The sequence below is a fragment of the Dyella sp. KRB-257 genome (assembly GCF_049445995.1).
Lineage (GTDB): Bacteria > Pseudomonadota > Gammaproteobacteria > Xanthomonadales > Rhodanobacteraceae > Dyella_A.
In genome coordinates this window covers 1-18600 of record NZ_JBMSDZ010000024.1, presented here as the reverse complement: position 1 = coordinate 18600, position 18600 = coordinate 1, and the positions used below count along the sequence as shown (strand labels likewise).

Annotated in this window: 18 protein-coding genes; 13 read left to right on the top strand and 5 right to left on the bottom strand. The window is 69.0% G+C overall.

Going from position 1 to position 18600, the window contains the following annotated elements:
* Positions 1 to 53: 53 nt before the first annotated feature.
* The 5 genes from prmA to ACO2Q2_RS14935 all read left to right on the top strand — a co-directional run bounded on the left by prmA (position 54) and on the right by ACO2Q2_RS14935 (position 4920).
* Positions 54 to 950, top strand: a complete 897-nt coding sequence (gene prmA, locus ACO2Q2_RS14955) for a 50S ribosomal protein L11 methyltransferase (RefSeq protein ID WP_423256768.1) — start codon at positions 54 to 56, stop codon at positions 948 to 950.
* Between the two features lie 251 nt (positions 951 to 1201).
* Positions 1202 to 2038, top strand: coding sequence for a zinc-ribbon and DUF3426 domain-containing protein (locus ACO2Q2_RS14950; RefSeq protein WP_423256766.1), 837 nt, complete (start codon positions 1202 to 1204; stop codon positions 2036 to 2038).
* A gap of 156 nt (positions 2039 to 2194) precedes the next feature.
* Entirely contained in the window at positions 2195 to 2482 is a 288-nt protein-coding gene (locus tag ACO2Q2_RS14945; RefSeq protein WP_423256764.1) for a helix-turn-helix domain-containing protein, read from the top strand.
* 136 nt (positions 2483 to 2618) lie between these two features.
* Positions 2619 to 4229 (top strand): bifunctional phosphoribosylaminoimidazolecarboxamide formyltransferase/IMP cyclohydrolase, encoded by a 1611-nt coding sequence (purH, locus tag ACO2Q2_RS14940; RefSeq protein WP_423256762.1) that lies wholly within the window; start codon positions 2619 to 2621, stop codon positions 4227 to 4229.
* Positions 4230 to 4242: 13 nt separating this feature from the next.
* The gene (locus tag ACO2Q2_RS14935; RefSeq protein WP_423256760.1) at positions 4243 to 4920 is read left to right on the top strand and encodes a GNAT family N-acetyltransferase; all 678 of its coding nucleotides are present in this window, start codon (positions 4243 to 4245) and stop codon (positions 4918 to 4920) included.
* A gap of 100 nt (positions 4921 to 5020) precedes the next feature.
* Here ACO2Q2_RS14935 and ACO2Q2_RS14930 read toward each other — a convergent pair whose 3' ends face one another.
* Positions 5021 to 5452: an EamA family transporter gene (locus tag ACO2Q2_RS14930; RefSeq protein WP_423256758.1), complete on the bottom strand. Its 432-nt coding sequence runs from the start codon at positions 5450 to 5452 to the stop codon at positions 5021 to 5023.
* Positions 5453 to 5462: 10 nt separating this feature from the next.
* The gene (locus tag ACO2Q2_RS14925) at positions 5463 to 5984 is read right to left on the bottom strand and encodes a DUF2782 domain-containing protein (protein WP_423256756.1); all 522 of its coding nucleotides are present in this window, start codon (positions 5982 to 5984) and stop codon (positions 5463 to 5465) included.
* Between the two features lie 155 nt (positions 5985 to 6139).
* On the opposite strand from ACO2Q2_RS14925, the gene polA reads away from it, so the two are divergent.
* The 4 genes from polA to ACO2Q2_RS14905 all read left to right on the top strand — a co-directional run bounded on the left by polA (position 6140) and on the right by ACO2Q2_RS14905 (position 12424).
* Positions 6140 to 8887 (top strand): DNA polymerase I, encoded by a 2748-nt coding sequence (gene polA, locus ACO2Q2_RS14920; protein WP_423256754.1) that lies wholly within the window; start codon positions 6140 to 6142, stop codon positions 8885 to 8887.
* Between the two features lie 420 nt (positions 8888 to 9307).
* Entirely contained in the window at positions 9308 to 9526 is a 219-nt protein-coding gene (locus ACO2Q2_RS14915) for a hypothetical protein (RefSeq protein ID WP_423256752.1), read from the top strand.
* An 83-nt stretch (positions 9527 to 9609) separates the two neighbouring features.
* A complete protein-coding gene (locus ACO2Q2_RS14910) occupies positions 9610 to 12018 on the top strand; it encodes a 3'-5' exonuclease (RefSeq protein ID WP_423256750.1) in 2409 nt (802 codons plus the stop codon).
* 67 nt (positions 12019 to 12085) lie between these two features.
* Positions 12086 to 12424: a hypothetical protein gene (locus ACO2Q2_RS14905; RefSeq protein WP_423256748.1), complete on the top strand. Its 339-nt coding sequence runs from the start codon at positions 12086 to 12088 to the stop codon at positions 12422 to 12424.
* 19 nt (positions 12425 to 12443) lie between these two features.
* On the opposite strand, the gene ACO2Q2_RS14900 is transcribed toward ACO2Q2_RS14905, so the two are convergent.
* The 3 genes from ACO2Q2_RS14900 to ACO2Q2_RS14890 are packed head-to-tail and all read right to left on the bottom strand — an operon-like array spanning position 12444 to position 15609.
* A complete protein-coding gene (locus ACO2Q2_RS14900) occupies positions 12444 to 13697 on the bottom strand; it encodes a heme biosynthesis HemY N-terminal domain-containing protein (protein ID WP_423256746.1) in 1254 nt (417 codons plus the stop codon).
* Positions 13694 to 14797, bottom strand: a complete 1104-nt coding sequence (locus tag ACO2Q2_RS14895; protein WP_423256744.1) for a uroporphyrinogen-III C-methyltransferase — start codon at positions 14795 to 14797, stop codon at positions 13694 to 13696. The genes ACO2Q2_RS14900 and ACO2Q2_RS14895 overlap by 4 nt, the downstream gene beginning before the upstream one ends.
* Entirely contained in the window at positions 14794 to 15609 is an 816-nt protein-coding gene (locus ACO2Q2_RS14890; protein WP_423256742.1) for a uroporphyrinogen-III synthase, read from the bottom strand. Before ACO2Q2_RS14890 ends, ACO2Q2_RS14895 begins: the two co-directional genes overlap by 4 nt.
* A gap of 144 nt (positions 15610 to 15753) precedes the next feature.
* Between ACO2Q2_RS14890 and ACO2Q2_RS14885 the strand changes: the two genes are divergently transcribed.
* The 4 genes from ACO2Q2_RS14885 (at position 15754) to ACO2Q2_RS14870 (ending at position 18420) form a co-directional block, all read left to right on the top strand.
* On the top strand, positions 15754 to 16260 hold the full coding sequence (locus tag ACO2Q2_RS14885) for a YiiD C-terminal domain-containing protein (RefSeq protein ID WP_423256740.1): 507 nt from the start codon (positions 15754 to 15756) through the stop codon (positions 16258 to 16260).
* A 73-nt stretch (positions 16261 to 16333) separates the two neighbouring features.
* Positions 16334 to 16750, top strand: a complete 417-nt coding sequence (locus ACO2Q2_RS14880; protein WP_423256738.1) for a hypothetical protein — start codon at positions 16334 to 16336, stop codon at positions 16748 to 16750.
* Positions 16751 to 16829: 79 nt separating this feature from the next.
* On the top strand, positions 16830 to 17270 hold the full coding sequence (locus ACO2Q2_RS14875) for a rhodanese-like domain-containing protein (RefSeq protein ID WP_423256736.1): 441 nt from the start codon (positions 16830 to 16832) through the stop codon (positions 17268 to 17270).
* A 196-nt stretch (positions 17271 to 17466) separates the two neighbouring features.
* A complete protein-coding gene (locus ACO2Q2_RS14870; RefSeq protein WP_423256734.1) occupies positions 17467 to 18420 on the top strand; it encodes a hypothetical protein in 954 nt (317 codons plus the stop codon).
* The last annotated feature ends 180 nt before the right edge of the window (positions 18421 to 18600 follow it).

Here is an 18600-nt window from a genome sequence, read left to right as displayed (position 1 = left end):
AGGTCAGAAGCGTTCGCGCACAAGGTGCGCTCCTACCGTTTTCTGGATATACCATGCCCTTCCTCGAACTCTCCCTCACCGTCCGCGCAGGGCAGCAGCCCAGCGTGGAAGACGCGCTGGAAGAACTCGGCGCACTCTCGATCACCCTGCGCGACGCCGACGCCGAGACGCCCGACGAACAGGCGATCTTCGAGCCAGGCGTGGGCGAACTGCCGCTGTGGCCGACGATCACCCTCAATGCGCTGTTCGATGCCGACGCCGATCGCCGCGGCCTCACCGAGGCGTTGGGCGACCTGCTGCCCTGGCTGGAGCCGGCGCAGCTGGCATTCGCGGAAGTGGAAGACCAGGACTGGGAGCGCGCGTGGATGGACCAGTTCCAGCCGATGCCGTTCGGCCGGCGGTTGTGGATCTATCCGTGGAACATCGAGCCACCGGCCGACGATAGCCTCGTGGTGGTGCGGCTGGACCCCGGCCTGGCCTTCGGCAGCGGCACCCACCCCACCACCGCGCTGTGCCTGGAGTGGCTCGATTCGCTGGATCTGGCCGGCAAGTCGGTGACCGACTTCGGCTGCGGCTCGGGCATCCTCGCCATCGCCGCGCTCAAGCTCGGCGCGGCCAGCGCCGTGGGCGTGGACAACGACCCGCAGGCGCTCACCGCCTCGATCGACAACGCCGGGCGCAACGCCGTGGCCGACCGGCTGGCCGTGTTCCTGCCGCAGGATTTCGACGGCGCCCCGGCCGACGTGTTCGTCGCCAACATTCTCGCCGGTCCGCTCGGCGAGCTGGCGCCCACCTTCGCCGCCGCGGCCAGACCCGGCGCGCCGTTCGCCATCTCCGGCATCCTCGACGGCCAGCAGGACGAACTGCTCGCACGCTACGGCGAGTGGTTCGACGAACTGCGCGTGGACCGGCGCGAGGACTGGGTGCGCATCAGCGGCCGCCGGCGCTGAGACACCGGTTCTGCGCGCGACACCGATGATTTGGATTTGTCGCTGATGCTGCACCAGGAGCCTGGGCAGCAGACACCAAGCGAGCGAGACAAAGCGGTCTTGAGTCAGAGTTTTCGATCGTTTGAGGCAAATAGCCGAAGCTATTCCACGAAAAGGAGCGGAAAAAATGGCCAAGACCGCGCAGCCGTAGCCGCTTGTGTTTCTGCCGCCCAGCCTCCTAGGCTTGCCGCAGCCCGCGATCCCAAGTCCGCATGTACACCCAGTGCCCTGACTGCCTCACCGTGTTCTCGCTCGATGCCGACGCACTGACGACGGCGAGCGGACTCGTGCAGTGCGGTCACTGCGACCAGGCGTTCGATGCGCTCGCCTGCCTGGCCTCGCAGCTGCCGCCCGAGCCGTTCAAGCGGCTCGCCGCGCCCGTGGTCCCCGGTCCCGCGCCGCGGCTGGATCTGGCGGTGTACCGCCCGCGCCCGGAGCCGGCACTCGCCGCCGCGGTCGCCGGCGAATGGTCGAACCGTGCGGGCGCAGACGACTTCGGCCAACTGGTGTTCACCCCGCGCTTTGCCCGCGGGCAGCGCCCGGCGAGCCGGCGCGAACGGGCCATCCGAAGGCGCAGCGGCGAGCGGCGCTGGCCGTGGGTGCTGGTCTGCCTCGCGCTCACCGTGCTGCTCGGCGCGCAGGTGGCGTGGGCCCAGCGCAATCCGCTGCTGGCCGACCCGGTCACCGGCCGCTGGCTGCGCGAAGCCTGCGCCACGCTCGGCTGCCACCTGCCGCTGGTGTCCAGCGTCGGCCAGCTGCACCTGATCGCGCGCGACGTGGAGGCGCACCCGACCGTGCGCGGCGCGCTGATGATCAGCGCCACGCTGCGCAACGACGCCCCCTTCGCCCAGCCCTACCCGGTGGTCAGCCTGGTGCTGGCCGACGCCCGGGGCCACCGCGTGGCGATGCGCCGGCTGCGCCCATCCGAGTACCTGGACGACAACCAGAGCCTGCGCAACGGTATGGCGCCCGGCGCCATCACCGCGCTGGTACTGGAGGTGGAGGATCCGGGCAACAAGGCGGTGGCCTTCGAGTTCGGCTTCGAATAGTCAAGCCCCGCACGCACTTAATTTTATCGGACGGCGAGGGTACACTTACCCCCTTCGCGCATCCGGCCAGCGGGCCCGCGATGCACGCCGCCGACGCGGCATACACCATAACCAGCGCGACGACCGATGCAGTCGCCGCCTCAGGACGTGAGGGATATGTCAGTGAATGCCGCCAGACTGCCCGTCCACGAGGCCGGCCGGGAGTCCTCGTCGCAGAGCGCGCTGGGCGAGTGCGTCAGCCGCACCGTGCGCCGCTATCTGGCCGACATCGGCGATACCGAATGCAGCGAAGGTCTGCACGCGCTGGTGATCCGCGAAGTGGAACGCCCGTTGCTGCGCGAGGTGATGGCGTTCCATGAAGGCAACCAGAGCCGCGCCGCCGCGGCGCTGGGCATCAACCGCGCCACGCTGCGCAAGAAACTGGCCCAGCACGGCATGCTCTGACCCGCCCCCCTGGCGGCCGCACGGAATCGACGACAAAGGCCCGCAAGGGCCTTTTTCATTTGGCCATCCAGACGGCCGACGGCCGAGGCCGTGCCGCTGGGCTATAATTACCGGCTTTACCGCCCCGGAAGCCGCCATGCCCGCCCCCGCCGTCACGCCCGTCCGTCGCGCCCTGCTCAGCGTCTCCGACAAGACCGGGCTGCTCGACCTGGGCCGCCGCCTCGCCGCGGCCGGCGTGCAGTTGCTGTCCACCGGCGGCAGCGCCAGGGCCCTGCGCGAAGCCGGCATCGCGGTCACCGACGTCAGCGAGGTCACCGGCTTCCCCGAGATCATGGACGGCCGCGTCAAGACGCTGCACCCGAAAGTGCACGGCGCCCTGCTCGGCCGCCGCGGCACCGACGAGGCGGTGATGGCCGAACTCGGCATCGCGCCGATCGACCTGCTGGTGCTGAACCTGTATCCGTTCGAGGCGACGGTGGCCAGGCCCGACTGCACGCTGGAACAGGCGATCGAGAACATCGACATCGGCGGCCCGGCGATGCTGCGCTCGGCGGCGAAGAACTGGAACGACGTCGGCGTGCTCACCGACCCGGCGCAGTACGACGAGGCGATCGCCGAGATCGAGCAGCACGGCGGCCTGACCCGCGCCACCCGCTTTCGGCTCTCCGTCGCCGCGTTCAACAACGTGGCCAACTACGACGGCGCGATCAGCGACTACCTCTCGGGCCTCAAGCTCGACGACGCGCACCAGGCGATCGCCGGCCACGAGGCGTTCCCGGCGCAGAGCAACGGCCGCTTCGTCAAGGTGATGGACCTGCGCTACGGCGAGAACCCGCACCAGAGCGCCGCGTTCTACCGCGACCTGTATCCGCACGCCGGCACGCTCGCCACGTTCAGGCAACTGCAGGGCAAGGAGCTGTCGTTCAACAACATCGCCGATGCCGACGCCGCCTGGGAATGCGTGCGCAGCTTCACCAAGCCGGCCTGCGTGATCGTCAAGCACGCCAACCCCTGCGGCGTGGCGGTGAGCCTGGACGGCATCGGCAAGGCGTATGACCTGGCCTACCGGACCGACCCGACCTCGGCCTTCGGCGGCATCATCGCGTTCAACCGCGAGTGCGACGGTGCCACCGCGCAGGCGATCGTGGCGCGCCAGTTCGTCGAGGTGGTGCTGGCGCCGTCCTGCAGCGACGACGCGCTGAAGGCGTTCGCCAGGAAGGGCAATGTGCGCGTGCTTCAGATCCCGGTGCCGCCGGGTACCGACCTGGTCGCCGCGCAGCCGGGCAACCACGTCAAGCGGGTCGGCTCGGGCCTGCTGATCCAGACCGCCGACACCGGCATGGTCACCGCCGGGGACCTCAAGGTGGTCACCCAGGTCGCGCCGACGCCGCAGCAGATCGACGACCTGATCTTTGCCTGGAAGGTGGCCAAGTTCGTCAAGTCCAACGCCATCGTCTACGCGAAGAACCGCCAGACCATCGGCATCGGCGCCGGCCAGATGAGCCGTGTGTACAGCGCCAGGATCGCCGGCATCAAGGCCGCCGACGAGGGACTGGAAGTGCGCGGCTCGGTGATGGCTTCCGATGCGTTCTTCCCGTTCCGCGACGGCATCGATGCGGCGGCCGCCGCCGGCATCGGCGCGGTGATCCAGCCTGGCGGTTCGATGCGCGACGCCGAGGTGATCGCCGCCGCCGACGAGCACGGCATGGCGATGGTGTTCACCGGCATGCGCCACTTCCGCCACTGATCGCCGCCACACCGTGCATCCGCTCGACCGCCCGGTCTGGTCCAGCCTGTCGACGGCGCACGAAGCGCTGTCGCTGGGTGACGCGCTGGCGCGGCGCTACCTCCCGGACGTCAACCTGTTCGCCTCGGCGCGTGACGACGGCGACGAGGCGCTGGCCGCGCTGGCCGCACTGGTCGGCCCCGGCGAGCAGGTCTACCAGCTGCAGGTGCCGGCCATCAGGGTGCCGCCCGGCCTGGTCGCCGTGAAGCAGGCGTGGGGCGTGCAGATGGTGGCCGAGCAGCCGCTGACCGTGGGCGAGGACGAGAGCGACATCGTGCCGTTAGGCGACGACGACGCAGCGGAGATGCTGGCGCTGGCCACGCTCACCCAGCCCGGCCCGTTTCTCGCACGCACGCATCGCATGGGCCGCTTCGTGGGCATCCGCATCGACGGCCGCCTCGCGGCGATAGCCGGCGAGCGCATGCGCTTTCCCGGCTGGACCGAGGTCAGCGGCGTCTGTACCCACCCGGATTTCCGCGGACGGGGGCTGGCGCGCCGGCTCTCGCAACATGTCGCCGCGCTGATCGCCGCCCGTGGCGACACCGCCTCCCTGCACGCGTGGCGCGACAACGCGCCGGCCATCCGCCTGTACGAGAGCCTGGGCTTCGCCTGGCGCAGCGACGTCCATGTCGCCGTGCTGACCCGCCGCTGAGTCGCCCCACGCCGCCGACAGGCTGGTCCAGGATCGTGGGCCGCAGAAGCCATTCGGGCTGCAAAGCTCTTCGCCGCGAACGTTTCTACGGCCCACGCTCCTAGAACAGCGCGATCACCATCGCGCCGGCGACGATCAGGCCGCCGCCGACCAGCATCGGCACGCTCGGCTTCTCGCCCAGGAAGACCAATCCGAGCACGATCACTATCGCCACGCTGAGCTTGTCGATCGGCGCCACCTTGCTCACCGGCCCCAGCTGCAGCGCGCGGTAGTAGCACAGCCAGCTCAATCCGGTGGCGATGCCGGAGAGCACCAGGAACAGCCAGCTGTGCCACGGCAGTCCGGACGGCCGCGCCCATTCCCCGCGCAGACTCAGGATACCGGCGGTGACCAGCAGAATGACGACGGTGCGGATGAAGGTGGCGAGGTTGGAGTTGATTCCCGCCACGCCCAGCTTGCCGAACAGTGCGGTGAGCGCGGCGAAGAACGCCGAGCCCAGCGCGAAGAGCAGCCAGCTGTCGCGCAGCGGCATCGTCGACGACTCAGTGCGGGCCGCTGTCGGTGTTGCCGTCGCGCTTCTCGTCCGGCGGCGGCGGGCTCTTGCCCCACTCCATGATCTTGTACATCACCGGCCGCACCGGCGGCTGGCCGGCCTGGTCGCGCAGCCTGCCCTGGTTGTCCACCATGTAGGTCTGCGGCACGCCGTTCTTCGGCGTCACCACCACCATGTAGAGGCGGCCGCTCTGGCGGTATTCCTGGATGGTCTGGTCACCGTCGCGGTGCACCCTCACCTCGGGAATCGCCTCGCTCGGGCCGGTGTCGCCCGGTTGGCGCGGCAGCGGGATCGGCTTGCCGGGCAGGCGCGTGGGCGTCATCTCGGCAGGCGTGGACTGGGTTGGCGTGGCGCTCGGCGGCGGCGCCGTATCGGGGGTCGGCGTGACGCCCGGATCGTTCATGCCCGGCGGCGGCAGGGCGGGCTGGTTCGGCCTGGTCGATGCGTCCTGCGCATGCGCCTGGGCGAGCAGCAGCACGGCGGCGAGGGCCAGGGGAAGGCGGGCTTTCATGGCGCGGACCTCACGCGGGGGAGAGAGGCCCGCAGCATAGCAGCGTGCTGCTTGAGCGCCGGATGAAGCGGCGGCGCCGCGGGCTGCGCGCGGGCACCCATGCCCGACGCCCATGCCCGACGCCCATGCCGGACGCCCATGCGAGAATGCCGCGCATGGCCAAGCTCATCCTGATCGACGGTTCCTCCTATCTCTACCGCGCCTTTCACGCGCTGCCGCCGCTGAGCAACGCGCAGGGCGAGCCCACCGGCGCGCTGTTCGGCGTGGTCAACATGCTGCGCGCCACGCTGAAGGAGCAGCCGGCCTACATGGCCTTCGTCAGCGACGCGTCGGGTCCGAGCTTCCGCAACGACATGTATGCCCAGTACAAGGCCAACCGCCCGCCGATGCCGGACGACCTGTGCGCGCAGGTGCAGCCGATGCTCGACATCGTGGCCGCGCTGGGCTTTCCGATCCTGCGCGTGAGCGGCGTGGAAGCGGACGACGTGATCGGCACCCTGGCGCTCGAAGCCCAGCGCCAGGGCATCGCCGTGGAGATCTCCACCAGCGACAAGGATTTCGCCCAGCTGGTGCGCCCGGGCATCACCCTGGTCAACACCATGACCGGCACCGTCACCGACCGCGACGGCGTGATTGCCAGGTTCGGCGTGCCGCCGGAGCGGATCGTCGACTTCCTCGCGCTCACCGGCGACAGCATCGACAACGTGCCCGGCGTGGCCAAGTGCGGCCCGAAGACCGCCGCCAAGTGGCTGGAACAGTACGGCTCGCTGGACGGCATCATCGAACACGCCGCCGAGGTCGGCGGCAAGATCGGCGAGAACCTGCGCGAGGCGCTGGGACAGCTGCCGCTGTCGCGCGAGCTGGTCACCATCAAGACCGACGTGGCGCTGGAGCTGGAGGTCACCGACCTCGCCCCGCGCCCGAAAGACGTCGACGCGCTGCGCACGCTGTTCACCCGCTACGAGTTCAAGCAGGCGCTGAAGGAGCTGGATGGCAGCAATGCCCCGGTAGGAGCGCACCCTGTGCGCGATGCTCCTGCTCCTGATGCGGCGGAAGAGCATCGCGCACAAGGTGCGCTCCTACCGGCAGACAACGCACCTGGCGCATACGAGCTGGTCACCACCCCGGCGCAGCTCGACGCCTGGCTGGCCAGGCTGGAAAAGGCCGAGCTGATCGCCTTCGACACCGAGACCACCAGCCTGGATGCGATGCAGGCCGAGATCGTCGGCGCCTCGTTCGCGGTGGAAAGCGGCCACGCCTGCTACATCCCGCTGGCGCACGACTACCCCGGCGCGCCCGCGCAACTGGATCGCGCTGCCACGCTGGCGGCGCTCAAGCCGATCCTGGAAAACCCCGCGCGCCCCAAGCTCGGCCAGCACGCCAAGTACGACATCAACGTGCTCAGCCAGGTCGGCATCGCGGTGCAGGGGCTCAGGCACGACTCGATGCTCGAATCCTTCGTTTGGAACGCCACCGCCACGCGGCACGACATGGATTCGCTGGCGAAGAAGTACTTGGGCTACGACACCGTCAAGTACGAGCAGGTCGCCGGCAAGGGGGTGAAGCAGATTTCCTTCTCGCAGGTCGACCTGGACACCGCCTGCCGCTACGCCGCCGAGGACGCCGACGTCACCCTGCGCCTGCACCATGCGCTGTGGCCGAAGCTGCAGGGCGAGCCGGCGCTGCGCAGGGTGTACGAGGAGATCGAGATCCCGCTGGTGCCGGTGCTGGCTCGGATGGAACAGCGCGGCGTGCTGATCGACGCCCAGGTGCTGCGCCTGCAGAGCCAGCAGCTGGGCAGGCGCATGCACGAGCTGCAGCAGCAGGCCTATGCCGAGGCCGGCCGCGAGTTCAACCTCGATTCGCCCAAGCAGCTGCAGGCGATCCTGTTCGACGAGCTGGGCCTCGCCGCCAAGGTGAAGACCCCGACCGGCCAGCCCTCCACCAACGAGGAGGCGCTCGAAGCGATCGCCGACGAGCACGCGCTGCCGCGGCTGATCCTCGACTACCGCGGCCTGGCCAAGCTGCGCTCCACCTACACCGACAAGCTGTCGAGCATGGTCAATCCGCGCACCGGGCGCGTGCACACCAGCTACCACCAGGGCGGTGCGGCGACCGGGCGCATTTCCTCATCCGACCCCAACCTGCAGAACATCCCGGTGCGCACCGAGGAGGGCCGGCGCATCCGCCAGGCCTTCATTGCGCCCGAGGGCTGGCGGGTAATGGCGGCGGACTACTCGCAGATCGAGCTGCGCATCATGGCCCATCTGTCCGGCGACGAGGGCCTGCTGAAGGCGTTCCACGAAGGCGGCGACGTGCACCGCGCCACCGCGGCCGAAGTGTTCGGCATCGCGCCCGAGGATGTCAGCGTCAACCAGCGCCGCGCCGCCAAGGCGATCAACTTCGGCCTGATGTACGGCATGAGCGCGTTCGGCCTGGCCCGGCAGCTGGGCGTGGACCGCGGCGAGGCCGGCGACTACATGGCGCGCTACTTCGCCCGCTATCCTGGCGTGCAGGCCTTCATGGAGGCCACCCGCAGGCACGCGCACCGCGACGGCTACGTGCAGACCCTCTTCGGCCGCCGGCTGTACCTGGAGAACCTGACCTCGCGCAACCAGAACCTGCGTCAGGGCGCCGAGCGCGCCGCCGTCAACGCGCCGATGCAGGGCAGCGCCGCCGACATCATCAAGCGCGCGATGATCGCCGTGGACGGCTGGCTGGCCGGCCGCGGCGACGCGCGCATGCTGATGCAGGTGCACGACGAACTGGTGTTCGAGGTGCGCGCCGATGCGGTGGAGGCCGTGCGTGCCGGCGTGGTCGAACGCATGAGCGGCGCGGCCGAACTGAAAGTGCCGCTGCTGGTGGACGTGGGCGTGGGCGCCAACTGGGACGAGGCGCACTGAGCGGCCGCAAAACGATCGCCCGTCCCAGGACGACCGCATCGTGGCGACAGCCGCATGGCCACACCCGCTGAGCCCGCGCAGTTGTTGGATTTTCGTCAAATGAATCGGCGCTAAACCTTTCCGGAGAACCCGGCAACTTTCCGCCGCCGGCGCGCTCTATATCCACGGATGCACGCAACGGCATCCGTGGGTTCTTCCCCTCCCTGGAGAACCCAAGCGATACGAGCCTTCCCCTGGGCCTCCGTATCGCGGTGATCCGGTCTTCCCCTGGGCCGTCTCGCCACCCCGGCCCCGAAGGTTCCCCCTAGCCTTCGGGGCTTTTTTTGTCCGCGATCCGCGGCAATGCCGACGCGCCGCCGTGCACTTCGCGTGCACGTTCGCAACGCCTATGATCGGTCGCTCATCACAGGAGGAAGGTCCATGCGCGCAGGTCTCATCGTCATCGGTATCGTGCTGCTCGCCGGCGGTATCTGGGTCACCGCCGGCCACGGCAGCTACCAGCAGACCGACACGGTCGCCAAGCTCGGCTCTGCGCAGATCAGCGCCACGCACGAGAAGGCGATCCCGCAGTGGGTGGGCATCGCCGGCATCGTGATCGGCGGCGTGCTGGCCATCGGCGGTTTCGTCAGCAAGCGCTGAGTATCAACCGCGCGTCACCCCCGATCGCCGCCTCCGGGCGGCGATCGTCGTTGGGCCATCCGCGCACCGCTACAATCGTGCGGATGGATGTGTCCCACCTGATCGATTCGCTCAACGACGCGCAGCGCGCAGCCGTCTGCGCCCCGCCCGGCCACTATCTGGTGCTGGCCGGCGCCGGTTCCGGCAAGACCCGCGTGCTCACCCACCGCATCGGCTGGCTGAGCGAGGTGGAGCGAGTACCGCCGTGGGCGATCCTCGCCGTCACCTTCACCAACAAGGCCGCCGGCGAGATGCGCGCGCGGCTCGGCGCCCTGATCCCGAACAGCACGCAGGGCCTCACCGTGGGCACCTTCCACGGCATCGCCCATCGCCTGCTGCGCCGGCACTGGGCCGAGGCCGGGCTGCCGGAAGGCTTCCAGATCCTCGACTCGGACGACCAGCAGCGGCTGGTCAAGCGCGTGGTCGCCGGGCTGGGCCTGGACGACGCGAAGTTCCCGCCGCGCCAGGCCTGCTGGCAGATCAACAGCTGGAAGGACGAGGGCAAGCGGCCGGAGAACATCGAGCACCACGACCACCCGGTCACCCGCACCTTCGTGCAGATCTACCAGGCCTACGAGGACGCCTGCCGCCGCGCCGGCCTGGTCGACTTCGCCGAGCTGCTGCTGCGCGCGCATGAGCTGTGGCTGAAGAACCCGGCCGTGCTGGAGCACTACCAGCACCGCTGGCGCTACCTGCTGATCGACGAGTTCCAGGACACCAACACGCTGCAGTATGCGTGGATCCGGGTGCTTTCTGGCGCGGGATTCGGGAGTCGGGATTCGGGATTCGCTAAACCGCCTGGCGGCAACGCAGCGACTGATTTTTCGAATCCCGAATCCCGACTCTCGAATCCCGCCCAAGTCTTCGTGGTCGGCGACGATGACCAGGCGATCTACGGCTGGCGCGGCGCGAAAGTGGAGAACGTGCAGCAGTTCCTCAAGGACTTCCCCGGCGCGCGCACGATCAAGCTGGAGCAGAACTACCGCTCCACCGCCACCATCCTGAAGGCCGCCAACGCGGTGATCGCGCGCAACGGCGGCCGCCTCGGCAAACAGCTGTGGACCGACGGCGACGCCGGCGAGCGCATCGCGCTGTACACGGCCTACAACGAGCAGGACGAGGCGCGCTTCGTGGTCGAGCGCATCCGCGAGTACATCGACGAGCACGGCAGCGCGAAGGACTGCGCCATCCTTTATCGATCCAACGCGCAGTCGCGCAACTTCGAAGAGCAGCTGTCCCAACGCAACATCCCGTACCGCGTCTACGGCGGTCTGCGCTTCTTCGAGCGCGCCGAGATCAAGGACGCGCTGGCCTACCTGCGGCTCACCGCCAACCGGCATGACGACGCCGCGTTCGAGCGCGCCGTGAACACCCCGCCGCGCGGCATCGGCGACCGCACGCTGGACGTGCTGCGCCGGCGCGCGCGCGGCAGCAACACCTCGATGTGGGAAGCCGCCCTGCACGAACTGTCCGGCGCCAGCGAATTGGCCGGCCGCGCGAAGAACGCGGTGAAGGCGTTTTTGGCGCTGGTCGACCAGATGGCGCGCGATTTCAGGCCCAGCGCGCTGGACTCCCTCTCCCCCGGCATCGCCGGGGGAGAGGGTCGAGGTGAGGGGGCAGGCTCTTCCGACGATCAAGCGCCCCCCTCACCCTCCCCTCTCCCCCGAGCAGGCTCGGAGGAGAGGGAAAACCATGAGAGCCTCACCCTCGCCGAGCAGATCGACCACGCCATCACCCACACCGGCCTGCGCGACTTCTACGAGAAGGACAGTCGCGGCAACGCCGAATCGCGGGTGGAGAACCTGGACGAGCTGGTCAACGTGGCCAGCCGCTTCGAGCCCACCCCGGAGGACGTCGACGCCGGCCTGTCCGAGCTGGCCGCCTTCCTCTCGCACGCCGCACTGGAAGCGGGCGAAGGCCAGGGCGAGGCGTGGGACGACTGCGTGCAGCTGATGACCCTGCATTCGGCCAAGGGGCTGGAGTTTCCGGTGGTGTTCCTGGTCGGCCTGGAGGAAGGCCTGTTCCCCAGCCAGCGCTCGGTGGAGGACGAGGGCCGGCTGGAGGAGGAGCGCCGGCTCGCCTATGTGGGCATCACCCGCGCGCGCGAACGGCTGTTCATCACCCACGCCGAATCGCGTCGCATGCACGGCACCGAGATGCTGGCGCGGCCCTCGCGCTTTCTCGGCGAGATGCCGGCCGACCTGATCGACGAGGTGCGCCCGCGCGTGCAGGTGAGCCGGCCGTTGTACGGCGGCTACCGCGCACCCGCGTCGGCGTCGCTGGAGGAGGCGCTGCCGGTGAAGCTCGGCCAGCGCGTGAGCCACCCCACGTTCGGCGAGGGCGTGGTGCTCGGCGCCGAGGGCGCCGGCGCGCACGCTCGACTGCAGGTGAATTTCGAGAACGCCGGCAGCAAGTGGCTGGTGGCCGCCTACGCCAACCTGACGCCGCTGTGAAGCAGTCCGGGGCTTGCCGTTGTCCAATGCCCCGGTTTTCGCAACGTCGGGTACCGGCAGGCAACCCATGACCGAATCCAAGCCGTCCAACCGCCTACTGGATCACGACCTGTGCGTGCACATCTTCACCGCCTCGGCCGGGATGGTCGGTGTGTGCCTGACCGTTATCGGCATCATCCGCGTGGTGATTTCGCTGCGTAAGGCCGACCTGTTCGTCGACGACCTGCTGGCCGGCGACGCGATCCTCTACCTGATCGCCTGCCTGCTCTCGTACTGGGCGCTGCGCACGCGCAACCTCAAGCGCAATCACCGGGTGGAACGGGTGGCCGACGTGATCTTCCTGGTCGCGCTGACGCTCACCGCGATCAGCGCCGGCATGATCACCTGGGCGATCTCGGTGCGCTGAAGAGCACGTTCCGCGAAGGTCACTCGCGCAGGCGCGGCACGCCGTGTTCGTCGCGATCCTCGATTGCGATCGGCCGCGTGTCGATCACGCCGGACGTCGCCGTGGGCACGTTCTGGATCACCTCGCCGCGGGTCAGTGCCAGCGCGTTGCGGAAGCAGCGCTGCGCGATCACGGCGTCGCCCTGGCCGGTCCACATGTCGGCCAGCGCCTCCCACGCGCCGGCACTGGGCGTGAGCGCGATCGAGCGTTCAAGGTGCTTGCGCGCCTTGCCCCACAGCTTGAGCTTCACGCACAGGCGGCCCAGCGCGAGCAGCAGGCCGGCGTCGTTGGGATGGGTGTCCAGCCAGCCTTCGGCGCGGCGCAGGCGGGCCTCCAGATCCTCGTTGCCCAGCGCGCCCCATGCCTGCACCAGCGAGGACGACCACTCGCGGCGCAGCGCCGATTCCAGCTCGTCCATCGCCGGCAGGATCATGCCCAGCTCCGCCGCGCGGCGCGCGTAGGCTTCCACCACCACCGGCGCGCGGCGCTGGTGCTTCGGCAGCTGCGACCACAGCGTGTTGAGCGCGGCGGCATCGGCGGTCGACTGCATGCTGGCCACCAGCACCTGGTTCTCCAGCGCCTGATAATTGCGGCTGCCCAGCGCGGCACTCTTCTGCAGCGGCGCCAGCGCGGCGCGCGCGCGGCGCGTGTCGCCGGCGGCCAGCGCGGCCAGCGCCAGCTCGTGCCAGCCGCCCGGGGGCAGGTGGCCGTTGTCCGCTTCCGGGGCCAGCAGCGCCACCGCCTCGGCCGGCTTGCCATCGCGGCGCAGCAGCGCGGCGCGCAGCACCCGCGCGGCCTGCGGCACCGACTGCGCGGCCTGGTCGAGCGCTTCCAGCGCGCGCGCGGATTCCCCGCGCCGCGCCGCCGCCTCGGCCGCCGCCAGCAGGGCCGGGCCCTGCAGCGCGTCCAGCCGCGAGGCGCGCGACAGGTCGCGCTCCGCATCGCCGTTGCGCCCCTCGGCCAGGGCCACCAGGCCGGCGGCGAGACGGTGGCGGCTGAGCCGGCGATGGCGGCGGGTCAGCGCGCCGAACGGCCAGCGCGCCAGCTGCCACAGCGCGCCGAACACGCCCCAGGCCAGCAGCAGGATCACCACCGCGGCGAGCACCGTGGTCTGCACGCGCCAGCCGCGCAGGCGCACCAGCACGTAGCCCGGGTCCTCGGCGATCCAGTGCCAGCCGAACGCGGCCAGCGCCGCGACCAGCACCAGCAGGAGAATCCAGCGCCACAGCTTCACGGCTTCGCTCCCGCCGGCGCCGGGCCGGGCTTGAGCGCATGCACGGCGCGCAGGTTGCGCAGTTCGGTGAGCGCAGCGCCCAGCTCCACCGGCCTGGTCGGCTGCGCGGCCGTGAGCAGGTCGGCCAGCGTGGCGCGGGCCTGCTTCACCGCCGCATCGTTGCCGTCGAACTGCGCGGCAAGGCCGGCATCGGCGCGCTGCAGGGCGGCGCGATAGCCCGCCGCATCGTGCGCCAGCAGCGCCGCCTCGGCGTGCGCCAGATCCAGCGCCACCAGCTCGCGGGTGAGCCGAGCGTCGGCCACCGCCAGCGGTGCGCCGTCGTCGCGCCGGATGCTCACCACGCTGGCCAGCGCGTAGCCCAGGCGCGCCCACACACGGCTGTCGGCAGCTTCATTCGCCGGCGCGTCGAGCGGTTTCAGCGGCAGCGCGCCGAGCTTGCCGCGCAACTGCTGCAACTGCTGCAAGGTGGCGTCGGCGTGGGTGGCCGCGCCTTGCTCCAGCGCTTCACGCTCGGCCGCCACGCTCTGGCGCACACCGGAGAAGGCGCCGTCGTTGACCGCCGCCAGCGCCTGGTCGGCCAGACCGTAGGCGGCGGCCGCGCCGGCCGCGTCGTGGAACAGTTCGTAGCGCGCCTTGCCCATGCGCAACAGGGATTCGGTCTCGTCCAGCAGCATCGCGTCATGGCCGGAGAGGCTCTTCTCCGACAGCTTGGCCACGGCATCTTCCAGGTTGCGCAGGCGCTCGTTCTGGCCGAGCAGTTCCTCGCGCATGCCGCGATTGACGTCGTCGGCGTCGCGCAGGCGTTCGCGCAGGGTACGGCGCTCGTCGTCCATCGCCTTGAGCGTGCTTTCCAGCGTCGCGGTGCGGGCGCTCAGGTCATCGAGCGTGCTGCTCGCCGCGGCATCGGCGCGAGCCTGCCGCCACTGCTGCCAGCCCACGTAGCCGGCACCGCCGGCGGCGGCCAGCGAGAGCAGCACCGCCAGCGCCAGTGCGCCGCCGCCTCGCCGCGGCTCGGCCATCCGCGGCGAGGCGGCGCGGGTCGAAGACGGAACGTCCGCCGCGGGCGCGGCGGACTCGTGGGAAGGGGCGTCGTTGTTCATTCGCGCATGCTAGCAGCGCCGGTGCCGTGGCCGGCATCACGAGCGCGTGAAGCCGCCCCGATCGCCGCCGCCACCAGATCCGCCGGCAGCGCCGAACGCGCCAGCACCAGGCGCGTCCACCCGGCCTCGCGCGCCACCTCGCGCAGCCGCGCACTGCTGACCACGGCGGTGATGCCGCACAGCGCCGACCATGCCTCGTCCGGCAGCTGGCGGCGCAGGTGCGCGATCGCCTCGGCGCTGGACAGCAGCACGCAGGCATCCGCCGGCAGCGCGTGCAGCAGGGGATCGACATGACGGCGGTCCAGTCGCGGCGGCACCCGCCGGTAGACGTGCACCTCGCGCAGCTCGGCGCCGCGCGCGGCCAGCGCCTCGCGCAGCAGGCCGCGCCCGCCCTCGCCGCCGATCAGCGCCACCGGCGTGCCGCGCAGCGCCTGCAATGCGGGCAGCGCCAATACGCCCTCGCTGTCCTGCCGGGACGGCGCCAGCGGCGCACGCACGCCGGCACGTTCCAGCGCACGCGCGGTGCCCTGGCCCACGCCTATGGCGGGGCAATCGGCCGGCAAGGGCTGCAGCGCGTGGGCAAAGCGCACCGACGCCGGACTGGTGAAGATCACCCGCTCGGCGCGCAGTGCGGCGGCCAGCGCGGCGCGGGTTTGCGCGTCGTCGATCGCGCGCAGCGCCATGCCCGGCACATGCAGCGGGCGACCGCCGGCGGCGCGCACCCGGCGCATCACCGCGGCAGCCGCGCCGACGGGACGGGTGATCACCACCACGCGGCCGTGCAGGTCGTGCGGCGCAGGAAGTTGGGGCATGCGTGCGTCCCCTGGACGGTGGGCAACGTAGAAAAGCCGGTAAGACCTTCGCGCATCGCAGTCTAGTGCGATGGGCCTTACACTGACCCGCCCTGCCCGCCTCCCGTGGCCGGCAGCGATCCACCCCCCTGCCCGAGTGTTTCCATGTCCGCTGCACCCCATTCCCTGCGCCGCGCCGATGACGCGGCCGAACGCGATCTCGCCCAGACGCTGGTGCAGTTCATCCGCGACGAGATTCCGCTGGCCCGCGCGATGGACCTGTCTTTGCAATGCTTTTCCGCTGATCGGATCAGCCTGGCCGTGCCGCTGGCGCCCAACGTGAACGACAAGGGCTGCGCCTTCGGCGGCAGCCTGGTGAGCCTGATGACGCTGGCCGGCTGGGCGCTGGTGGAACTGGCGCTGCGCCGCCGCGGCGACGATTGCGACGTGTTCGTGGGCGAATCCACCGTGCGCTACCTCGCCCCGGTGTGGAGCGACTTCCGCGCCGATGCACAGCTCGCCCCCGGCGCGGACTGGGCCACCTTTTTCGACACGCTCGATGGCCGCGGTCGCGCCCGCATCGAAGTGGTCTGCATCGTGCCGGGCGAACCCGGCAAGTCGGCCGCCACGCTGTCCGCGCGCTTCGTCGCCAAGCGCCGCGCAAGCCACTGAGCTGCCGCGCGCGGCTTGCCCGCCCGGCGTCATGCGTCACAATGCCCGGGCCTTCATCCGGGAGACCGACTCCATGCGCCGCATCGCCACCCTGTGCGTCCTCGCCGGCTTCGCGCTGCTTGCCGGCTGCGCCACCGACCAGCGCAACACCACGCTCACCGCCACGCTCAACGCCTACGGCAGCACCGTGCGCTGGGGCGATTTCGCCAGCGCCGAGCAGTTCGTCGATCCCAAGGTGCGCGAAGCGCATCCGCTCACGCCCATCGAGCTGTCGCGCTTCAAGCAGTACCGCGTCAGCGAGTACGACGACGGCCAGGGTCCGGTGGCCACCGGCGAGAACGAGGCGACGCAGGTGGTGCGCATCGGCATCGTCAACCTCAACACCCAGGCCGAACACAGCCTGGTGGACAAGCAGACCTGGCACTACGACCCCAAGGCCAGGCACTGGTGGCTCACCAGCGGCCTGCCGGACCTCACCACCGCGCGGTAAGCGCCTTGCCCCGCTGCCCGTATAATCGCGGGCCTTCCGCCCCACTCCCGCGGCCTGCGGCCGCCCCAGCGAAGCATTCATGAACGATTTCCTGCACAAGCTGCCCGCCTTCGTGGGCAACCATCTCGCGCTCTCGGCGCTGTTCGTGATCCTGCTGGTGGCGTTGATCGTCACCCAGCTGATGACCCTGCTGCGCAAGTACAAGGAGCTCACGCCGGCCGGCCTGACCCTGCTGATCAACCGCGAAAACCCGCTGCTGGTGGACATCTCCCCGCGCGACAGCTACGAGAAGAGCCACATCCCCGGCGCCAGGCACGTGCTGATGAGCCAGTTCGACCCGGAGAACAAGGACCTGGCCAAGGCCAAGGACCTGCCCGTGGTCGTCATCTGCCGCGCCGGCCAGACCGCCCAGGGCGCCGCCCAGCGTCTGGTGAAGGCCGGCTTCCAGCGGGTCTACTTCCTCGGCGGCGGCATGGGCGCGTGGAACCAGGCGCAGTTGCCGGTGGCGAAGGGGAAGTAAAGAAGCGCGTCCCGAGCGAGCAACGTCAGGCCTGGCATCGCGCCGGCCCTATGAGAACCCGCCAAGGCAATCGCCGAGGCGGGGTTTTTTTGTGGCGCGTCGCCACTGGCGCGTTGCGCAGGCGTGGCAGCCGGCCGCTAAACTCGGGAGACGGACGTCTCCGACGCCGTATAACCTCAGCATTAGGCGATTCCAAATGAGTGCATCGGCATTCCTTGACCCAAGGTCTCTGGCGAATCCATCTTGGCTGAAAAACAATGTCTATGACGCTCTATTTATAGAGGCGTACGAGCTCGCCTTGGCACCCGAAGCTATTCCCAGAAAAATTTTTCGCTTTGACGAAATAACATTAGCCATAAAAACAGCAAAACTGGAATATATCGAGCTTGCCGGAATCAAAGTCAAATTTGGCAAAGATCGTCAAGTTCATATGTCCGCAGAGCAAAGAATGTCTGCATCCGAGCTATCGCCGAAAATCATAACTGTCCAGCCCCAATCCTTAAACCAACCTAACGACCAAAACGCGCTAGCAGAGCGCTCCTCGGAATACATTTCCTTGCTGGTCTCGACTAACTACAGAAACATCGCCTTTCGCCGGATTTTTGCACACACGGTCGCACTAAATAATAATTCAATACGAGCCTCGGGCGATACGTTTCGACTTCCTTTCGACCTTCCCCCACCGGACTTGTCGTCTGCGGCACTGGAGAGATTTCCGAGATGCGAGCACCGCATCCAAGAACTTCCGCCAGACCAAAGGCGGAAAACGAAACTCTCGCTCCATTGGCATCTCAAAGGCATCCAAAGTGAGGGTGTCGACAGCTTTCTTAGCCTATGGATTGCCATAGAGACACTCTCTATGCGATCTACTAATATTTCAGATACAAACGAAGTCCTTGCGGAGTCTTACAAGATAACTAATGCGGAGGCGGCATCAGAATTTGGCATTGGCCGGATATTCGGCTTGCGCTCTGACATCGTCCATAATGGGCTAAGGAGAAACATATCAACCCATTTGACCGATTACATGGAGTGTCTGTACGCCGACCTCCTTGTCTATAATCTTCTCGGGGAATCCTTAGGCCGCGCACGTAATATGATCATCTCAAAAGGCCTCGACATAAAAGGCCTCACCTCAATCAACAATTAATATGATCTTTGAATAGGTTATTCCTGATTCCGTGACCACCTCACCATGCCCGAGCCGGCTTACGGACGTCTATACGTCCGTGCCGCGCATAGTGCTTCGCTGTGGTGATTTCGCGGGGCGAAACGCCGCATGAGGGGGTCAACAAGGCGGCCCTTGCCGCCGGATGGCGCGTTTCGATGC

Coding starts and splice junctions, on each gene's coding strand:
- prmA (WP_423256768.1), top strand. CDS start 54: ATGCCCTTCCTCGAACTCTCCCTCACCGTCCGCGCAGGGCAGCAGCCC.
- ACO2Q2_RS14950 (WP_423256766.1), top strand. CDS start 1,202: ATGTACACCCAGTGCCCTGACTGCCTCACCGTGTTCTCGCTCGATGCC.
- ACO2Q2_RS14945 (WP_423256764.1), top strand. CDS start 2,195: ATGTCAGTGAATGCCGCCAGACTGCCCGTCCACGAGGCCGGCCGGGAG.
- purH (WP_423256762.1), top strand. CDS start 2,619: ATGCCCGCCCCCGCCGTCACGCCCGTCCGTCGCGCCCTGCTCAGCGTC.
- ACO2Q2_RS14930 (WP_423256758.1), bottom strand. CDS start 5,452: ATGCCGCTGCGCGACAGCTGGCTGCTCTTCGCGCTGGGCTCGGCGTTC.
- ACO2Q2_RS14925 (WP_423256756.1), bottom strand. CDS start 5,984: ATGAAAGCCCGCCTTCCCCTGGCCCTCGCCGCCGTGCTGCTGCTCGCC.
- polA (WP_423256754.1), top strand. CDS start 6,140: ATGGCCAAGCTCATCCTGATCGACGGTTCCTCCTATCTCTACCGCGCC.
- ACO2Q2_RS14915 (WP_423256752.1), top strand. CDS start 9,308: ATGCGCGCAGGTCTCATCGTCATCGGTATCGTGCTGCTCGCCGGCGGT.
- ACO2Q2_RS14910 (WP_423256750.1), top strand. CDS start 9,610: ATGGATGTGTCCCACCTGATCGATTCGCTCAACGACGCGCAGCGCGCA.
- ACO2Q2_RS14905 (WP_423256748.1), top strand. CDS start 12,086: ATGACCGAATCCAAGCCGTCCAACCGCCTACTGGATCACGACCTGTGC.
- ACO2Q2_RS14895 (WP_423256744.1), bottom strand. CDS start 14,797: ATGAACAACGACGCCCCTTCCCACGAGTCCGCCGCGCCCGCGGCGGAC.
- ACO2Q2_RS14890 (WP_423256742.1), bottom strand. CDS start 15,609: ATGCCCCAACTTCCTGCGCCGCACGACCTGCACGGCCGCGTGGTGGTG.
- ACO2Q2_RS14885 (WP_423256740.1), top strand. CDS start 15,754: ATGTCCGCTGCACCCCATTCCCTGCGCCGCGCCGATGACGCGGCCGAA.
- ACO2Q2_RS14880 (WP_423256738.1), top strand. CDS start 16,334: ATGCGCCGCATCGCCACCCTGTGCGTCCTCGCCGGCTTCGCGCTGCTT.
- ACO2Q2_RS14875 (WP_423256736.1), top strand. CDS start 16,830: ATGAACGATTTCCTGCACAAGCTGCCCGCCTTCGTGGGCAACCATCTC.
- ACO2Q2_RS14870 (WP_423256734.1), top strand. CDS start 17,467: ATGAGTGCATCGGCATTCCTTGACCCAAGGTCTCTGGCGAATCCATCT.